Raw genomic sequence first — 17,729 nt, forward strand, 5'->3', positions numbered from 1 at the left:
AAGCGACACGCCGAAACGCCGCGAATAGGTCGCGCTCGACCGGGATTGGTTAGCAGACTGTTAGCGTTGAAGACGACCAAGTGCGGAATCAGGAGAAGAATGAGCCTGTCACGAAAAGGTTATCCTCAGTCGTTCTCAAACCTACCATCCCCGTCAGGTTAATGATGATGTCAGCGTCCAAGTTCCAGACAGCGGACCCGACCCCATTTCCACCCATCCCACCGGCAACTGCTGGATCGCCATTATCGATGAACAGATAGGTTAGTTTCTGGCCTGACAGACTGGTAAAGCTCATCAACATGGCCTCGCCAGCCACTAGAGGCGCAGGTTCCGCATGCGACTTGGCGCCATTGGATGCGAAGGCCAATCCAGCGAACACCGCAAACTTGTAGTCAACCTCCAACGAACCATCGTAGTTTACGTGCTGGTAGAACTTGGTCGGTTCGGAGAGGTTCTTCGGATAGTTGGTAATATCGATAACCGCTATCCGGTCGTGCCCCAGCACGAATCTATCGAGAGGAGCCGAGTCCGTATCGTCAGGCTGCATTGGGATATAGCCATGCGACGGTTCCCAACCAAGGGTGTAAGTGAACGTCCGCGCTGGGCCGAGTGGTTCGGGGTCTGGCTCAGGTAGGGTAGGATCGAAACCGCCCACGATGATCGTAATATCGGCTGTGGCGGCTGAGACTGAGGATGCTGTTTCGTCGATCCTGGCGAGCCAGGCGCGAGCCGTCTCCACTGCGGCTCCGGTATAATTCTGGTCTCCGCCCGCAGCCTCGAGCGCACGGGTGAACTCGAGGGCGGCGGCGGCCTTGTTTTCGATTGTGGTCTTGTCGGCGTGCTGCGCAGCATTCAGGGTCGTATAGGCCATCGTCCCGATCCCAAACTGGCCGGTATCGAGCCCTTCTGACCAGTATTTTAGCCCCTCCGGCTCGGGTTTCCGACCGAATAGGTTTTCGTAAATAGTCGTCACAATTTCGGCCGAAGACTTGCCGGCATAAAGGCCAGCGTACTCCGGAACGGTGGCAAAGGCCGATGTAATGTTCGCCAGACTCGACCGCCCACTGGCAACCCCCCCCGCCCAATAGGCCAACCCGCTATTGTCAGCTGGTCGATTGAAATAGGCGATGTATATTTTTTCTATTTCCAGTCGCAAATCCATGAAGCGCCCCATTACGAGAACCACGAAATTCTAGTGGATTTTAGACGCAGACGATCCTTTTGCAAGGAGGCAAAGTATTAACAAGAAGCGCGCATTGCAGATACTAGATTATTTAATACCAAGGCCTTTCAGCATGGGCAGGCGTTTCTCTTTGGGACTGCCGTAATGCCCCCCCCTAACTCGCACTGATCCCTCGATGGCTGCGCTGATATCGCTGGGTTCTGGCCAACCCAAGCATCAGCGATGAATTACAAGGATGGGGTCTTACACCTCGCCGATGTCGGGCCGGGCTCTACAGCCCTACTCGCAAGGTTTTAAACGTTGTGCCGACGGCAGAGCCGCGCCGCGCACGTGCCACGGGTGATGTCAGCTGGGTCCCACTTCCGAGAGTCTTCCAGAAGCGTTGAGATGCGCCTAAAACGCGCATTAACCTGCGCGGACATCAAACAAAAAACCCCCGGCAATTTGCCAGGGGTTTCCAGCTTCCGAAAGAAGCTTATCAGGCGCTATAGACGCCCCATGCGGTCGAGAAGTCGACCAGGCCAACGACCTTGGCCACCAGGTCGGTCGCTTCGAGAGCAGCGCCGTCCACGTTCGAGAACAGGTAGGTGTTGCCTTCGAACTGGAAGAAGCTAACGCCCGTACCGGCAGCCGCGGCCTCAACGAAAGCGAGATCCAGAGTGGTCGCGCTGGAAGTCAGCGTGATCTTGGCGGCCTGGGCCGCTGCTGCGCCATCCAAAGTTGCGCCGCCGAACCCAATCACGTCAGTCGTGGACTTGAGGTCGTTGGTTTCCTTCGTTGCGTCGAAGCCGATGATGGTGTCGAACTTGGCGTAGGTCGACTGAACGTCAAGCGTGATGGTATCGGTACCCGAACCCAGCGTGATGGATTCGGCAACATCCTTGTCGGCGGTGAAGTTAAGGCCGCCGGTTACATGGCCAGCGCTGGCGCCATAGGCAAGCGTGCCACCAAGAGCCGAAGCGTCGATCGTAGCGAGCTTGTCGCCACCAATGACTGTCGCCGTACCATTGCCCGAGAGCGTCAGCGAAGTGACGTTGGCAGTGGCGGTGTACGAAGCCGTTGTCAGAGTGTCAGCGGTCGGAGCAGTGGCGCTGTTTGCACCATTGGTCAGGGTGAGCGACAGCTTGTTGGCTTCACCATCGACCGCAGATGCGACAGCCGTAGTGCCAGACTTCACGGTGAGAGCGACAGAATCGCCATTCAGCGTGACAGCACCAGAACCGGTCTGGGTCACGTTCAGATCACCACCCCACGTCAGCACCGTGCTGGGAGCGACAGCTGCCTTATAGCCAGTGGCCGAAGCGATCAGATCTGCCTTGGTCGTGACAGCGACGGCGGAAGCCTCGGTGATCGTGTCTGCAGCGTTGCCAGCAAAGGTATAGGCCGAGAAACCAAGCTTGGAAGCGTCCACGCTAGCGGCCGTCGCACCGGTGAATTCGACCTGCTCGACGTTGCTGATGGCGTTGTTGAAGAGAACATAGTCTTCAGCAACCAGTGCCTTGCCCGCAAGCTTGAGGGTATCGACGCAACTTAGCTATCGAAACCGGGCGGGAAACTGCCCGGTTTTTTGTAGACTGCAAGCGACAACACAAGCGCGATAGGCCATTCCGCCCTCCTGACAGTTTTGGAATGACGCTCCGCCTGATAACTTGCGCGCCCCTACAGCTTCTTTAAGTTTAAGCTCAATATTTTAGGGCGGAGAAATTATGAGCAGCTGGACATCGGGATATGTTGCGGATCTTGGCTATACTTATGGATTTTATCGTGAGCTGACACCGGCCTTGCTTGGCCTTGTCGCCCTGGCCCGCGGCCAGACTGGACCCGATGCCTCTGCCCCCCTCCACTATTGCGAGCTTGGCTGCGGGCAGGGCCTGTCGATGAATTTGCTCGCTTCAGCCAATCCGCACATAAAATTCCACGCGACAGACTTTAATCCGTCCCAGATTGCTGGCGCGCGCGCCCTGACTGCGGAGGCCGGCCTCGACAATGTCACATTCTACGACACCAGCTTTTCTCACTTTGTCGACGAACCAGGCCTGCCGGAAAAATTCGACATCATTGCGCTCCACGGCATCTATAGCTGGATCAATGCTGATCTGCGCGCGTCCATTGTCGACTTTATCAGCCGAAAACTAAGGGTCGGCGGCCTCGTCTATATCTCTTACAACTGCCTGCCCGGCTGGTCTTCCGCCGCACCGATGCGACACCTCATGTATCTGCACGGCAAGGTGCAGGGCGGTCCCACCGGGGGACGTCTGCAGTCCGCGCTCGACTTCGTCGACACTATGCAAAAATCAGGCGCGGCCTATTTTCGCGCCATCCCGGGTCTTGATCAGCGCCTCGAAAAGCTGAAAGACCAGAACCACAATTATCTGGCCCATGAATATTTCAACGACGCGTGGGATCTGTTCTACCATTCCGATGTGGTCAAGGACCTTGATGCCGCCAAGCTGAGTTTCCTCGGCTCAGCGGCCCTGCTTGAGCAAGTGGACGCCATAAACCTCAGTGCCGACCAGCAACAGATCATGGGGGGCATCGCCGACCCGGTGCTGCGGGAGACGGTGCGCGACTACATGACGAACCAGCAATTTCGTCGCGACGTGTTTGTCAAAGGACCTGTCGCACTTACCCCGCGCCTGGCGCAGGAGGCCTGGCTGAACCAACGCTTTGCGCTTTCGACAAGGCGGGACGACATCGCACTCACGGTCAGGGGCGCACTGGGTGAGGCAACCCTCCAGGAAGACGTCTACCGGCCTGTGCTGGACAAGCTGGCCGACGGCCCTATGACGGTGAGGCACATGGTGACGGACACGGCCATCGCCGATCTCGGCTGGGCGCGGCTGCAGCAGGCACTTGTCGTGCTGGTCGGGGCAGGACATCTGCAGCCCTGTCTGCCGGCCAAGGATGACGCCAAGCGCGCGAAGAACACGAGGGCGTTCAATCAGGCCGTGCTGCAGAGGGCACGCGACAACGCCGATCTGCAATACCTCGCCTCGCCGGTAACAGGCGGCGGATTAGCCGTCCCCCGGTTTCATCAGCTTTTCCTGCTGGCTCTGAGTGAGGGCCGGAAGCAATCTGAAGAATGGGCGGCGTTAGCCTGGCAGGTGCTCTCCGCGCAGGGCCAGCGGATCGTCAAGGAAGGCAAGACGCTGGATACGCCAGAGGAAAATCTGGCTGAGCTGGAGGCCCAGGCTGCGGCTTTTGCGCAGAAGCAACTATCTGTGCTGAAGGGCCTGCAGGTTATCTGATGACTGGGTGGCCGAAATTCGGCCACCACAACGGCCCTGAGCAACCCAGAACAGCGAAGCCGCGGAAAGCAACTGGCTGCCCCAAGACCTTAGCCAAACATGGACACAACATCATCCAGAATGCTCGCAAGGCCGATGATGGAATAGTGATTACCGTCACCCATCGTGCTGTTGACGAGCGCAACCTGCGTCAGATCGGCGTCGGCCAGGTCAGCCTGGGTGATGAGCGTGCGCTTTCCGTCAAAGCCGAAGTGGAATCCGGGCATGGCCTTCTGGAGGTAGTTGATGACGGACACCATCTCCATCAGATTGAGATCGATATGCTCAGAAAACGCCAACTTGCCGCCAACATCGTCGAGATTTGCCAGTGTCACCACCCCCAGCTTGGCTGGCGCCGGAGAAGCCTCACCCGGCCCTGCTGTTTGACGCGGCGGCATCTGCGCAAAGGCGAACAACAGTTCCAGCACTTTTGCTGCATCCGACTGATTGTCTGCGGCAACCACATCGCCCGTGGCGACCTTTGAGCTCTTGTCGGATGCCTCAACGGCAACAGGGACAAACTGGGCAGCCCGAAAATCTGCGGCATTGCCGAGCGATGCCAGTTGCACAACATTGACCGGCGGCGTGAACTGCACCAGAGCCGAAATGTCCGGAAGATCCGGTGCGCTCACCGCAACCAGGTCCATCGCCGGCGTTTCTACCACCAGAGTTTGAGGCGAGTGCACGATGGCCTCCGAGACGACGGCCTCGAGCGTCACACCGTCAACCTTGGCAACCGCGATCTCATGTTCTGCCAGCGCCAGGGCGAGCAGCTTTTCGACTTCGGCATCGGCACTGCCGTCATCAGCCTTGAGCACGAGCTCGCCGGCAAGGATCAGCCCGGCGAGAAGCGCCGCATTGACCGGCGCATCGACGGCATCGAAGGCGCGGGCGAAAGCGGACTGGGCGCGGGCTAGGGCACTCACCGATTTTTCGGTAGCGCGAGCATCGGCACCAAGGGCAGCGGTCTTGTCGGACAGGCCCTTGGCATGTGCTTCGCCGTTTTCCAGCTTGAACAGCAGGAAAACGACGGAAATGGACATGATGATGCGCGCGGCGGGATGAACCACCACATTCTTGGCGCGATCGGAGCGAATGGCGAGCTGGTCGCGCACCGCATGCTCAAACTGGGCGATCAGTGAAGGAATGTCTGCCGCATTCAGCTTGAGGCCGAAGGAGTCGCATATCAGGTGGCAATAGTCGTCGATGCGGGCGATATGCAGGAAGACGTCGTGGCTGACGGTATCAAAGAACGCCATCCACGGCTCACCCTCGTCGCTGACGCCGCGATCAATTCCGATGCCGGCGCCATTCTCGGCGAGCAGACGATGTGCTCTGTAGAAATCCGCAATTTCCTGTGTAGACCAATCGCGGACGGGAGCCTTGGCTCGTGGATGAAACCGTCCAGGAAAGGCAAGAATGCGCATGGAGACAGCCGCTCTTTGTCAGACTCACGCCTACTCGGCGCGCAGGTCACAATATTGGACCACACTGGTAAACCAAGCCCAAATGCGGCGCAATGCAGCGGAGCTGCTATTGTCGGCAGGGATCAGTTCTTTTTATCTTTCGCCACGTTTACTGTGGCCAAAATCTCACGTCCATACGGATTTATCACAATTCATCCTTCGCCGTTAGGCGTCCATACCGGCTGCGCATGTCCAGGAAGGGCGCCTCTATGAGAGTGTAGGAGAGCCAGGCAAAAACAAGGGTCACGCCCAGCACCATGACGCCGTTCATGCCCAAGGCGAGTGCCCCTGTTCCGCCGAATGATCCAAGAGACTGATGCACTGCGAAAATGACGAGCGCGTGCCACATATAGAATGAGAAGCTCCATTCGCCACCGCGACAGAACGCGCGATGAAGGAAGTCAGGCCAAGGCACTCTTGCGCCCAGATAGGCCACGACGAGGACCGCCCAGAAACCAGCCTCAATTGTACCCCAGATGACCCAAAGAGGTTGTTTGGGCTCGGGAGCCAGGAAGCTCAACCAGCGTGCCTGAATTCCCACACCAATCAGGACCACAACCGCTGCCAGCAAAAGAAGAGGCCGGCCCCAGCGCTGGATTGTCGTCTGAAAGCGCGCATAGGCGATGGCGGCCAACATGCCGATCAGGAATTGGTCAAATCTCCCCACGAGGGTGGAGTACAGCATATGGCGGCTGTTATCCGTCGCGTGATAGGCGGCAAGCTTGATGATCAGAAGCAGTGCGAGCCATTTCACCAGGTACAGCGGGCCACGCTTCAGCGTCGCGGCCGCCAGAAACGGAAAAACCAGGTAGAAAGTGAATTCAACTGAGATGCTCCAGGCAGGACCGGTGGCAAAGTGCCAGGACGTCGGGGCGCCGCCGAGATTGGTCACAAACACGTAGAGCAGGTCCGTCGCAACGAACCGGTCACGACCGATTGAAATCGCCACCACAAAGACGACGATAAAAAGCGGCGCAATCCGCAACAACCGATTGCGCATGAAGGAGCGGTAATCGATCTCGCTGTTGGCAAGAGCAATCGTCATGAAAATGAAGCCGGAGAGGACAAAGAAGAGCCCCACCCCGGTATGCCCTTCGACAATTAAACCGAGAAAGGGCAGATCCGGATAGGAGCGCCACTCGCCACGGTAGAAATGAAAAAAGTGATAGGCAAAAACGAGCAAGGCCGCCAACAGCCGCAGGTGATCGAGTTCCGGGATATAGGCGATATTGCGTGACTTCATTCGAATTGCCTTTTGACGAGAGATGGGCATTACCGGGAGCCAAATGTAAAGAGCTTTTCCGGATTGGCCTTTGATGAGAAGCCACGGAGGGCAGCCTACCAAGGCCTCAAGCCGATAGTTGAACGACGAGCGGCATCAGGTCTTCGAAAGATGTACATCTGCTAGCGGCCGCCGCGACAACATAACGCCGTTACCAGTTGACCTGTCCTTGAGTTGCGGTGGCAGGATTGTTAGGACGGGCTGCCTGCCAGTGCGCGGGAAGGTATCCATAGCGATAGAGACACTTAATGCCTGCTGCTCACATTTCCGAAAAGCCCCGCGACAGCAGGATCCTGATCTCCATCATCGTCCCTGTGTTCAACGAAGACGAGGCCGTGGCGCCGTTCGTTGAGCATCTCATGCCGCACATTCCGGCAGACGAGGTGGATTACGAGATTGTCTTCATCAACGATGGCAGCCGCGACGGCACGCTTGCCGCCCTGCGGCAGTTGCAGAGCGGGAACCGGCATGTCCGGATCATCGACCTGACGCGCAATTTCGGCAAGGAAGCGGCCATGTCGGCCGGGCTGGACAATGCAAGGGGCGATGCGGTCATTGTCATCGACGTGGATCTGCAGGAGCCCCCTGAGCTCATCGGACCTATGATCGCCCGCTGGCGCGAGGGGTTTGACGTCGTCTATGGCCAGCGCGTGTCGCGACAGAGCGACGGCTTTCTCAAGCGTTTCACGGCTGGCGGCTTCTACAAGATGTTCAATCGGCTGTCCCATTCGAAGATCCCCGCCGATGTGGGTGATTTCCGGCTGATGGACCGGCGCGTCGTGGAAGCGCTCAAGCTCATGCCGGAGCGTGTCCGCTTCATGAAGGGGCTCTTCGCCTGGGTGGGGTTCAAATCGGTAGCGATCGAGTTCGAACGCCGGCAGCGGCACGCGGGCTCTACCAAATTCAACTACTGGCGGCTGTGGAATTTCGCCCTCGACGGGATCACATCTTTCTCGACGGTGCCGCTGCGCATCTGGACTTATTTCGGTCTGGCGATTGCCAGCGTATCGTTCCTCTATGGCATCTTCATCGTGGGCAGGACCATCGTCTCGGGCATCGATATGCCGGGCTATGCATCTCTGCTCGCGGCAGTGTTGTTCCTCGGCGGGGTGCAACTGATCGGGCTGGGCGTGCTCGGGGAATATCTCGGGCGCGTCTATATGGAGGTCAAACGCCGCCCGGTGTACCTGCAATCAGAGATCATCGAAGCGCCGCAAAGCGACGCGGACGAGCAGAGATCGTGACGCAGCAAGGGACGGGCACGGCCGAAACGGCGCGACAGGCGGGGGTTTTTGCCCTTGTGGGACTGGTGGCGACCGGGGTGCACTATGTGGTGGCGCTCGCTCTCTCGCTGGTGATGCCGGTGGTCTGGGCCAATCCGTTCGGGTTTCTGGTCGCTTTCAGCGTGTCGTATTTCGGACACGGGCGCCTGACCTTCCGGCTCAAAGACGGCGAACAGCACCACCGCAAAAGGCTGCCGCGCTTTGCGGCAGCGGCGACGGCAGGCTTTCTGATCGGCCAGGGCTTGCTGATGGCACTGCGCGCCACCACGCCCCTGCCCGACTGGCTGGCGCTGGGCATAGCGCTGGGCGTTGTGCCGGTTTTCACCTTTGCCGTCTCCAAGATATGGGTCTTTGGATCCCGCACCGATAAACTAGATGGTCCTCAATGACTTCGAGTACATGTGATCCGACCCCAGTGCAGCACGCCAAAGATTTGGGAAAATCAACTGCCACCTATCTGCTGGCAGCAGTGATAGGGGTCGCGTTCTTCCTCATCACCTACCCCAATCCCATCGATTTTCTCCTCGGCAATGGGGTTTATTTCGAAGTCGGAGATACGCCGCAGCACGTGGCCGGTTGGCTGTCCTATGCCAAGGATGCCTGGCGCTGGCCTCTGCTGACAACGCAGTTGATCGCGCCGCCAGAAGGCAGCCACATCGCCCTGACCGACAGCATTCCCCTGGCTGCCCTGCTGTTCAAGCCGCTGGCACCATTTCTGTGGGAGAACTTCAACTATTTCGGCCTTTGGCATTTGGTGACCAAGATTATCCAGGCGACAGGCGCGGTGTTTCTCATCCGGAGCCTGGGGCATAAGTCGCTCGTGGCAGGCTTGTTTGCTGCCGCACTGGCACTCATGTCGCCTTCCATGCTCGTCAGGCTGCAACATACTGCGCTCATGACGCATGGAGTCCTGCTGTTCGCGTTGGGCCTTTACTTCAGAGCCGTGATCACGAATTGGTCCCTACGCAAGCTTTGCGCGTATTTTGGCCTAGCGATCCTGGCTGCGCTACTTGTGCATCCCTATCTCGTCGCCATGGTCTTTCCCCTGTTCCTCGCCGCCAGCTGGGATCGCTGGGGCGGTTACAGGGGGTGGCGCCAGACCCTTGCAACGGTCGCAATTGTCTCGATCGTGGCGGGCATTCCTGCGGTTTTGCTCGGCTATGGCAGCGCTGCCAGCAGCGGGGCCAGCGGTGGCTATATTTTCTACTCGATGAACCTGCTTTCCCCATTGTGCGGCGGGCAACTGTCGCCTTGTAGGTATGTAGACGCGACTGGCGGGCAGTACGAGGGCTTCAACTATCTTGGCTTCGGCTACCTGCTCATCATCGTGCTAGCGCTTGTTCTCGCCGTCCCAAAATTTTCTGTGATGGCTACCCTGACCAGGCGCCACTTAGGCCTGATCGGAATCCTTGTTGGCCTTAACCTCTACGCACTGTCCGGGCACATCTTTCTCGGTGAGCGCCAACTTACGGCATTCGAATACCCGTTCCCCTTTAATACCCTCTCCTATGTGTTCCGAGCGTCGGGCCGTTTCTTTTGGGTCGTCGGATATGCAGCACTCTTCTTGAGTCTGGCGCTCGTGCTGCGCCAAAAGAGGATGATTTACCTTATGGTTCTGCCTGTCGCCCTCGCGCTGCAGTGGTACGAAACCGCGCCGCTGCGGGATGACACTCGCCGAATGCTAACCGCTGACGCACCGTTCGACTATTCAGGCTGGACGCAATTGCGCGGCAGAGTAAGCCGTATCGACGTAAGCCCCGAATATGGCTGCGCATCGGATATCGAAAACATGCGCTACGTCTACTTCCATACAGTGGCAGCGCGGCTCGGCGTCCCGATCAACACGGTCTACCAAGCCAGGCAATCGTCTATCTGCAGCCCGCGCACCGACATCGCAACGGAATTGGAGCCCGGTGTTCTCAGAGTCAATCTTGCGCCCAGTGCCGCAGATCTTGCATCGCCATACCTGCGCGCCTCGCTGGCAAATGGCGAGTGCTTTCAGTGGCGGGCATGGCACGGGTTGGTCATGTGCCTGCCAGGCAGCGATCAAGCAGACTGGGCCGCGCTCAACATTGCGCAGTAGCCTTTAACGGTGGGTCATGTCTGGAAGCCCGGAATGAGGGTGTCTAAATTATGCTAGGCTGCGACCCTACGGCCGAAATACAAATTATGACTGCTTTGAAACGTTACAGGTTCGCTCGCGCTCCGATCAATAGGGATACCGCGCCTGTCGCACCCGCCATGCGCCCCCTCGTCCCAGACATTTTCGTTTAGACCTGGGTCCAATTGCGGGCATCTAGGAGCAACCCCCGAGCGCTAAAGGACGGCCAATCCGCGCAGTTGATATTGCGGGACGGCACCGCGCTTTGCCTGTTGCGCAAGATAGATTGGTGACAACTCGATAAAATGGGAGCGGGTGCTGGGCCTATTCTGGACACCCGTTGCCACCAAGCGCCGTTCCGTAAGTGACACCATAAAGTTCAGGGAGAGCGAGATGAGGATCAAACGGCTGCCAAGGATGCCCGTCTGGCACCAGTACAACCGAATCCACGCAGTCCGGCTGCATCAGAATGCTGAGCGTCGGCAAAGTCCAGTAGGGGAAGAACTCTTCATTATCGAGACCTGCTTGCCCGTATTCTTGCAGTCCACTGTGAGTGCTCAACCGATCTTCCAGATTTTGAAGCGCACTGTACCAGGAAAGCTGAGATGCAGCTGAAACCCCGACAAAACCGGCGATCAGAATCAGTCCGGACACCGCTATCTGAGGATCTACCGGGCGCCCCCACTTCCCGATCGCCACGCAAATTGCCATCAGCGCTGGCAAAATCGTCAGAGTGAGGCTGCGCCCAGAAAAACTCTGCCAAGAATCTGGCACCCCACCGGTCCACCAAACCCAAGTGAGAACTAGCACTCCCGCGGCTGCGGTGCCGAAGGCGAGGAGCCGATGCGAGAGAACAACGGCCAAGACGAATGGCACCAACAAAACCAGGCTTGCCCAAACTATGGGCTTCTGGAGGGGAATTAACGCGCTCTGAGCGAACCCAGACATATTGCCAGCGTCTCGGGGAAAGAGAATTCCATGCGCCCCTAACGCCACACCGCAACAAAGAAGCGCCGCCAACACGATCCAATATGGCAGACCAACCTGTCCCCGCTGGCCCGGTCTAACAATCCTGAATACACTGACCACGAGCGGCAGCATGAGGATAACAGCTGCCGTTTCGTAGCACCTCAACACCACGACGGCGCAGAACAAAATCAATATCTGCACGAGTCGAGAAGCCGACGGATATACTGCAAACAAAAGAATTGGCCAAGCGAACAACATCAAAATCTGATGCTCACCCATTATTATGTAATCACTAAATAGAGAAACAACCAACAGAGAGAAGCAGAAAACGAAATAAGAATGAAAGCTCGAGCGACACAGGTGTGCGCTCAGTAATACTGAGAACGCAAAACATATAAATATGTTAAGAGAATACAGAAATTCGACTACAGACAAGGATGCATCAAAAAACCTCCTGTAAGTAACAGGAATTATCTGATTAGCAATTTGTGCGAAATTGCGGTGCCAGCCCACAAGGAAAAAGTCTCCCTCGAGCGCAATCGACATCACATACCACGCACCGTCTGCGGCTATGACCTTTCGAGCCAAGAGAGAGGTTAAAACAGCAGCCGCAACAAGACCTGCCGCGATTACCACAAATCTAAGATTGTCTTCACTCTCATTCAGACGCGGCATCAAATACTCCTTTAGCTAGCTCATAAATTCGTCGTGTTCTGAGCCAACCACCAGCAACACCCACTCGACCGCGTACTGGCTTGAACCACGGCCAATCACCCGGTACACGCAATCGAACCCGTTTTCTATGGCCTAACGCCCTACCGCTCGTTGGCCCTATTAAGGAGCACGATGTGTCCAAGAAAGCCCTGATCACCGGCATTACCGGCCAGGATGGCGCCTATCTGGCCCAGTTTCTGCTGTCCAAGGGCTATGAAGTCCACGGCATGGCGCGCCGGTCGAGCACGGCCGATGTCAACACGACCCGCCTGAAATGGCTGGGAATCGAGCGCGATGTGCGCATTGTAGACGGCAATCTGCTCGATCTGTCGGGCCTGATCCGCACCGTTTCGGACATCAAGCCAGATGAGGTCTATAACCTTGCCGCACAGAGCTTTGTGTTCTCCTCCTGGCAGCAGCCGATCCTGACCGGTGAAGTAACTGCGCTGGGCGTGACCAATGTGCTCGAAGCGCTGCGCATCGCCAAGCCTGATGCCCGTTTCTACCAGGCATCGTCCTCGGAAATGTACGGCCTCGTGCAGCACCCGATCCAGTCGGAAAAGACGCCGTTCTATCCGCGTTCGCCCTATGCCGTGGCCAAGCTTTACGGCCACTGGATCACCGTCAATTATCGCGAAAGCTTCGGCATCCACGCTTCGAGCGGCATTCTCTTCAACCATGAAAGCCCGCTGCGCGGAATCGAGTTCGTCACCCGCAAGGTGACCGACGCCGTCGCCCGCATCAAGCTCGGCCTCGACAAGGAGCTGCGCCTTGGCAATATCGAAGCCAAGCGCGACTGGGGCCACGCCCGTGACTATGTGCAGGCGATGTGGCTGATGCTGCAGCAGGACAAGGCCGACGACTATGTTGTGGCCACCGGCCGCACGTCGACCGTGCGCATGATGTGCGAAATCGCCTTCGAGCATGTCGGCCTCAATGTCGATGATCACCTCGTGATCGACGAAAAGCTGTTCCGTCCGGCGGAAGTGGAAATCCTGCTCGGCGATCCAGCCAAGGCCAAGGAAAAGCTGGGCTGGGAAGCCAAGACCTCGCTCGAAAAAATGATCAGCGAGATGGTCGACGCCGATATCGCGCGCCACAAGAAGGCCTGAGCCTGGTGGGCCCGGTGATCCCGGGCCCTTTTCTTTCTACCGACAAGCGGGAATGAGCCGATGAACTCCCTGAGGCTGATGATCACCGGGGCAAATGGCTTTGTGGGCCGCAAGGTGACCGAGGCCGCGCGGCGCAATCCCGCATTCGAGCTGGTCAAGTTCATCGACGAGACCGGCGCTTCCCCTGACATTGCCGACGCCGATGCTGTCGACCGCGCCATTGCGGCCGCACGCCCGGACCGCGTGCTGCATCTGGCGGCAATCGCTGCGCCGCGACAGGCGCAGGCCGATGCGAGCCGGGCCTGGGCGGTCAATTTTTCCGGCACGCTGCAATTGGCGCAGGCGCTGATGAAACATCGGCCCGAAGCGCGGCTGGTGTGGTCGGGCAGTTCGGAAGCCTATGGCGCGAGCTTTAACCGCGGCCCCCTGCCCCTCGCGGAAACCGCGGCGCTTGAACCGGCCAATGTCTATGGCGCGACCAAGGCGGCGGCAGACATTGCGCTGGGACAATTGGGGCGCAGCGGCGCACTCGACACGGCGATTCTCCGCCCCTTCAATCATACCGGCCCGGGCCAGGCGGCCGATTATGTCGTGCCAGCCTTTGCCGCCCAGATCGCCGCCATTGAAAAGGGCGAGCAGGAGCCGGTGCTCAAGGTCGGCAATCTTGATGCGTTGCGCGACTTTCTCGATGTCGAGGATGTGGTGGCGCTCTATATCGCGGCGCTTCTGGCCGAAGGCCGGATCGGCGGCGAGGCCTATAATGTGGCGACCGGCAAGCCGGTGCGGATCGGAGACCTGCTGGAGGGCCTCCTCTCCGAGGCGCGGGTGAAGATCGGTGTCGAGACCGATCCGGCGCGCTATGCCCCCAATGCGGTGCCCGTGGCCTCCGGCAATCCGGAAAAGGCCCGCGAGCGCTTCAGCTGGGCACCTCAAATCGCCATTAACGACACGCTGAAGGGCGTGCTCGACGCCCTCCGCGCTTCGTAAGACGGTTTGGCCGCCTACGGCCGTTTTGCCACGAGATCGATTTCGACCAGCGCGCCCACCGCGAGGGCGGTGACGCCTATCGTCGTGCGGGCCGGGAGTTTGCCGGGGGTGAAGAAGCTTGGCCAGAGCGCGTTGAGGGCGGCGTAGTCGCGCTCGAACTGGGTGAGATAGATGCGCGCCATGGTGACGTGCTCGAAGGAAAGCCCGATGCCCTCGAGGACAATGGCCAGATTGGCCATGACGCGGCGGGCCTGGGCCTCAATGCCTTCTGGCAAGGGCGCGTCGGGCGCGGCCGGGTCGGTGGGCATCTGGCCGGTAACGAACACCCAGCCATCGGCCTCGACCGCGTGGCTGAAGGGCGCGACGGGGCGCGGGCCGGAATTGACCAGATGATGGATCGGCAGGTTCACGACAAAATCCTTTAGTAGCCGTAGCGGACGCTGTCTGCGCCCTCGGCGAGATAGGCTGACAGATCGTCCCAGGAGACCCGGGCGGTGGGGGCGCCATACACATAGGGCGCGACCTCATAGGGCTGGAACTGGATGACGAGGCCATAGGGATCGGACAGATCCCAGCGGGTCGGATCGATCACCGCGTCGGCGATGTCGTTGTCATCATCGAGATAGAGATTGTCGCCGTGCTCGGCCCTGAGGGCGTCGGCGGCAAGGCGCAGAAGGGCCTTCTGCCAGCCCTTGCCGGCAAAGAGATCGTCGGCCTCGAGCCAGCGCGATTCAGAGTTGAGATAATGCAGATAGGTGACGGCCCAATTGCCGTGGGCGGCGCCGTGACCAAACCAATAGGTGTTGGATTCTAGGGTGATGCGGCCCGTGCCGGCGCGTTCCTTGAAGAAAATCGTGTTGGTCGTGTCGCTGGTGTCGACCATGTCATATTCGGTCGTGTCGCCGCCAAACCCGGCCTGTTCATCGGCGGTTGCGCGAACAAGTGTGTTGAAGGCCTCGGCTTCCGGCGTCGTGTCGTCGATCTGCACATAGGCCAGCTCGTGCAGGGCGACGGGGAAATAGGAGTCCGGATTGTCCGCCTCATTGGGATCGGGCATCGCCTCGTAGCGGGCCTGCGGATAAAAGCGCGTGCCCTTGATGATGCGGCTTTGCTCGAGCAGGTCGGAGCGGCTGGAAAAAAGGGTTTCGAGGCAGGAGACGCCGCGCTCGTCATAGCTGCCTGAGTTCAGCGGCTGGGCGTTAGTCGTGCAGGCGCGGCGGGCATGATCGAGCCATGCGCGCTGGTCGGTGCGCATGGCGGCAAGCGCGGTTTCGCCGAGCCCGCCAATCGCCGTTTGGTAGGTTTTGGCCAGCCGATCATCGGCGGCGGAGAGATCGGGATTGTCGCAGATGGCCTTTTCGAACGGGGTCGCGGCCTTGGCGCAATCAAAGCTCGCGGCAGCAGCAGGCGCGACGGCGATGGCCGTGTGGAGACCCAGGGCGGCGGCCAGAAAAATCAGGCGTGACGGCATGAAAAGTCTCCTCAATGAACCAGGTGGCGATTTGGGAATAGCGGGGCCCGGCCGTCAAGTGGGCAATCAGGCAACGTGCTGGCCGGCGCGCGCCATGTCGCGATCGAAAATGACGGTGCGGCCGCGGCCCGCTTGTTTGGCGGAGTAAAGCGCGGCGTCGGCCATGGCGGCGGCAACATCGAGCTTGTCGCCGGTGTCGGCGAGGCAGGCGCCGATGCTGACCGAGGCCGGCAGAAGGCCACCATCGGGCAGAACGATGGCTTCGCCGATCAGCGCTGACATCACGGCCTTGGTCAGATCACGCAGGCCCTCTGCGGTGCAGTTCGGCACAAAAATGATGAACTCGTCTCCACCCCAGCGGGCGCAGGCCGCATCGGCGTCGGTGACAGTTTCGAGACGCCGGGCCATGGCCAGGATCACCGCATCGCCGGCGGCATGGCCGTGGCTGTCATTGATCTGCTTGAATCGGTCGATATCGAACAGCACGACGCCGAAGGGGCCTTCGCCAGCGGAGCGGGCATGGGCGGCAGCAAGGCCACGCCGGTTGAGAAGGCCGGTCTGGCCATCTTTGAAGGCGAGGCGCTCGAGCTCGACGGTTCGTTCGCGCACGCGGGCTTCAAGCTGGCGGGTATTGTCGTCGACGCTGACGGCCATTTCGGTGAGCGCGGCGGACAGTCGGCCGATTTCATCCTGGCGGCCATCGCCCATGGCGAGCGCCGGGCCGTAATTGCCGCGGCGCGCATGGTGGACCACGTTTTCGAGGGCGGCGAGGCGATCGAGCACCTGGCGCTTGAACACCAGCACAAAGACAATGGCGATGAGCCCCATCATCGCGGCGATCAGCAGCCCGATGGGCGCGAACATCCGCCGGTCGATGATGGTGTCGATATCCATGAAGGTGACGTTGTACCACCCGAGCTTGTCGAGATAGCCGACGCCGACCAGCGTCTCCTTGCCGTCTAGCGTCACGAAGGCGCTGTCGGCCAGAACGCTTTCAGCCGTGACGTCCTCCATCAGCCGTTTGAGGGTTTCGGTGTCGCCCGGGCCGGAGACCAGCGAGAAGAGGGACCGCTTGCTGTCGGGGTCATCTTCGAAATTGGCAAGGCTCACCAGCTGTTCGTCGCGGTGGGCCTGGATCATGCCCTGGCGGTCCACGAACATGGAGGTGACGCCCTTTTGCGGGATATTGACCACTTCCTGGATGAAGGACGACAGGTCGATGCCGGTGCCGAGCACGCCGAGAACATTCTTGCCCTCGCGGATGACGCAGTTCATCCAGACCTTGGTGACCCGCAGATTGGCGTCGTTATTGACGTTGAGGTGGCAGCCCTCGGCCAGCGCGAGGGTGGAGTAGTACCAGGCGTCATCGTGCTTGGCCGGGTCCAGCGTGTAGCGATACTGGTCGCCCGCATAGGCGTTGGACGCGTCGTTGAAATAGTAGTTTCCGGACGTGCCGACGACGAAGAAATAGGAGCCGTCGGCAAAGTGACGGCGATAGTGCTCCAGTTCGCCAATCCCGCGGCGACGAAGGACGGGATCGTCCTCATCATGCGCCCAGTCGCGAATGGCCTGGCTGCCCGAAAGGGTCTCGGCGAGCGAGACCTCGCGGATCAGCGACCCAAGGCCACGGTGGCGGTCATAGAGCACCTGTTTTTCGGCAAACAGCGTGCCCAACTGGGCCACGGTGGAATTGACGATGAACTGGAAGGCAAAAGACGACGGGACGGCTACGGCCGCAAAGCCGAGCAATACAAGCAGCAAAACCCGCGGGCGCAGGCTTTCCGCGATCTGGCGGCGCTGAGAAGTGATCGCATAGTCCCCCGCGTTGGCACATTCTCGCGCCAACGCCCCATAGTGACGAAATCAGTGTTTAG

General features: G+C 59.3%; 14 protein-coding genes. 6 read left to right on the forward strand and 8 right to left on the reverse strand.

Translation table 11 applies throughout. The features are described 5' to 3' along the window. Window positions 1-88: 88 nt before the first annotated feature. Together NYQ88_RS18920 and NYQ88_RS18925 are read right to left on the reverse strand one after the other, a co-directional pair. Window positions 89-1,162, reverse strand: coding sequence for a DUF4214 domain-containing protein (locus NYQ88_RS18920; RefSeq protein WP_275652634.1), 1,074 nt, complete (start codon window positions 1,160-1,162; stop codon window positions 89-91). Between the two features lie 499 nt (window positions 1,163-1,661). Then, window positions 1,662-2,594: a hypothetical protein gene (locus tag NYQ88_RS18925; RefSeq protein WP_275652635.1), complete on the reverse strand. Its 933-nt coding sequence runs from the start codon at window positions 2,592-2,594 to the stop codon at window positions 1,662-1,664. 295 nt (window positions 2,595-2,889) lie between these two features. Here NYQ88_RS18925 and NYQ88_RS18930 point away from each other — a divergent pair, with 295 nt between their 5' ends. Further along, window positions 2,890-4,431, forward strand: coding sequence for a class I SAM-dependent methyltransferase (locus NYQ88_RS18930; protein WP_275652636.1), 1,542 nt, complete (start codon window positions 2,890-2,892; stop codon window positions 4,429-4,431). Between the two features lie 89 nt (window positions 4,432-4,520). Here the strand turns inward: NYQ88_RS18930 and NYQ88_RS18935 are convergent, their stop codons facing one another. Beyond that, a complete protein-coding gene (locus NYQ88_RS18935; protein WP_275652637.1) occupies window positions 4,521-5,897 on the reverse strand; it encodes a hypothetical protein in 1,377 nt (458 codons plus the stop codon). A gap of 184 nt (window positions 5,898-6,081) precedes the next feature. Next, the gene (locus NYQ88_RS18940) at window positions 6,082-7,179 is read right to left on the reverse strand and encodes an acyltransferase (RefSeq protein ID WP_275652638.1); all 1,098 of its coding nucleotides are present in this window, start codon (window positions 7,177-7,179) and stop codon (window positions 6,082-6,084) included. 287 nt (window positions 7,180-7,466) lie between these two features. On the opposite strand from NYQ88_RS18940, the gene NYQ88_RS18945 reads away from it, so the two are divergent. Genes NYQ88_RS18945 through NYQ88_RS18955 form a run of 3 tightly spaced genes read left to right on the forward strand, consistent with a single transcriptional unit; the run spans window position 7,467 to window position 10,584 of the window. Continuing rightward, on the forward strand, window positions 7,467-8,462 hold the full coding sequence (locus NYQ88_RS18945) for a glycosyltransferase family 2 protein (RefSeq protein ID WP_275652639.1): 996 nt from the start codon (window positions 7,467-7,469) through the stop codon (window positions 8,460-8,462). Further along, window positions 8,459-8,890 carry a GtrA family protein gene (locus NYQ88_RS18950; RefSeq protein WP_275652640.1) on the forward strand — a complete coding sequence of 144 codons (432 nt, stop codon included), beginning with the start codon at window positions 8,459-8,461 and terminating at the stop codon, window positions 8,888-8,890. Before NYQ88_RS18945 ends, NYQ88_RS18950 begins: the two co-directional genes overlap by 4 nt. Before the next feature lie 26 nt (window positions 8,891-8,916). Beyond that, a complete protein-coding gene (locus NYQ88_RS18955) occupies window positions 8,917-10,584 on the forward strand; it encodes a DUF6311 domain-containing protein (protein ID WP_275652641.1) in 1,668 nt (555 codons plus the stop codon). Window positions 10,585-10,926: 342 nt separating this feature from the next. On the opposite strand, the gene NYQ88_RS18960 is transcribed toward NYQ88_RS18955, so the two are convergent. Then, window positions 10,927-12,246 (reverse strand): hypothetical protein, encoded by a 1,320-nt coding sequence (locus NYQ88_RS18960; RefSeq protein ID WP_275652642.1) that lies wholly within the window; start codon window positions 12,244-12,246, stop codon window positions 10,927-10,929. Window positions 12,247-12,419: 173 nt separating this feature from the next. On the opposite strand from NYQ88_RS18960, the gene gmd reads away from it, so the two are divergent. Together gmd and NYQ88_RS18970 are read left to right on the forward strand one after the other, a co-directional pair. Further along, complete coding sequence (gene gmd / locus NYQ88_RS18965) at window positions 12,420-13,397, forward strand: GDP-mannose 4,6-dehydratase (protein WP_275652643.1); 978 nt, start codon at window positions 12,420-12,422, stop codon at window positions 13,395-13,397. Between the two features lie 60 nt (window positions 13,398-13,457). Further along, complete coding sequence (locus NYQ88_RS18970) at window positions 13,458-14,384, forward strand: NAD-dependent epimerase/dehydratase family protein (protein ID WP_275652644.1); 927 nt, start codon at window positions 13,458-13,460, stop codon at window positions 14,382-14,384. 14 nt (window positions 14,385-14,398) lie between these two features. Here NYQ88_RS18970 and NYQ88_RS18975 read toward each other — a convergent pair whose 3' ends face one another. The 3 genes from NYQ88_RS18975 to NYQ88_RS18985 form a co-directional block, all read right to left on the reverse strand. Then, on the reverse strand, window positions 14,399-14,773 hold the full coding sequence (locus NYQ88_RS18975) for a RidA family protein (protein ID WP_275654954.1): 375 nt from the start codon (window positions 14,771-14,773) through the stop codon (window positions 14,399-14,401). A gap of 32 nt (window positions 14,774-14,805) precedes the next feature. Beyond that, window positions 14,806-15,855 (reverse strand): DUF3298 domain-containing protein, encoded by a 1,050-nt coding sequence (locus tag NYQ88_RS18980; RefSeq protein WP_275652645.1) that lies wholly within the window; start codon window positions 15,853-15,855, stop codon window positions 14,806-14,808. A gap of 66 nt (window positions 15,856-15,921) precedes the next feature. After that, a complete protein-coding gene (locus NYQ88_RS18985; RefSeq protein WP_275652646.1) occupies window positions 15,922-17,616 on the reverse strand; it encodes a diguanylate cyclase in 1,695 nt (564 codons plus the stop codon). Window positions 17,617-17,729 lie beyond the last annotated feature (113 nt).

The sequence above is a fragment of the Devosia sp. SD17-2 genome (assembly GCF_029201565.1).
Lineage (GTDB): Bacteria > Pseudomonadota > Alphaproteobacteria > Rhizobiales > Devosiaceae > Devosia.

What these genes read in the sequence shown, in the direction of transcription:
- NYQ88_RS18920 (WP_275652634.1), bottom strand. Translation starts at nt 1,162, where the DNA reads ATGGATTTGCGACTGGAAATAGAAAAAATATACATCGCCTATTTCAAT.
- NYQ88_RS18930 (WP_275652636.1), top strand. Translation starts at nt 2,890, where the DNA reads ATGAGCAGCTGGACATCGGGATATGTTGCGGATCTTGGCTATACTTAT.
- NYQ88_RS18935 (WP_275652637.1), bottom strand. Translation starts at nt 5,897, where the DNA reads ATGCGCATTCTTGCCTTTCCTGGACGGTTTCATCCACGAGCCAAGGCT.
- NYQ88_RS18940 (WP_275652638.1), bottom strand. Translation starts at nt 7,179, where the DNA reads ATGAAGTCACGCAATATCGCCTATATCCCGGAACTCGATCACCTGCGG.
- NYQ88_RS18945 (WP_275652639.1), top strand. Translation starts at nt 7,467, where the DNA reads ATGCCTGCTGCTCACATTTCCGAAAAGCCCCGCGACAGCAGGATCCTG.
- NYQ88_RS18960 (WP_275652642.1), bottom strand. Translation starts at nt 12,246, where the DNA reads ATGCCGCGTCTGAATGAGAGTGAAGACAATCTTAGATTTGTGGTAATC.
- NYQ88_RS18970 (WP_275652644.1), top strand. Translation starts at nt 13,458, where the DNA reads ATGAACTCCCTGAGGCTGATGATCACCGGGGCAAATGGCTTTGTGGGC.
- NYQ88_RS18980 (WP_275652645.1), bottom strand. Translation starts at nt 15,855, where the DNA reads ATGCCGTCACGCCTGATTTTTCTGGCCGCCGCCCTGGGTCTCCACACG.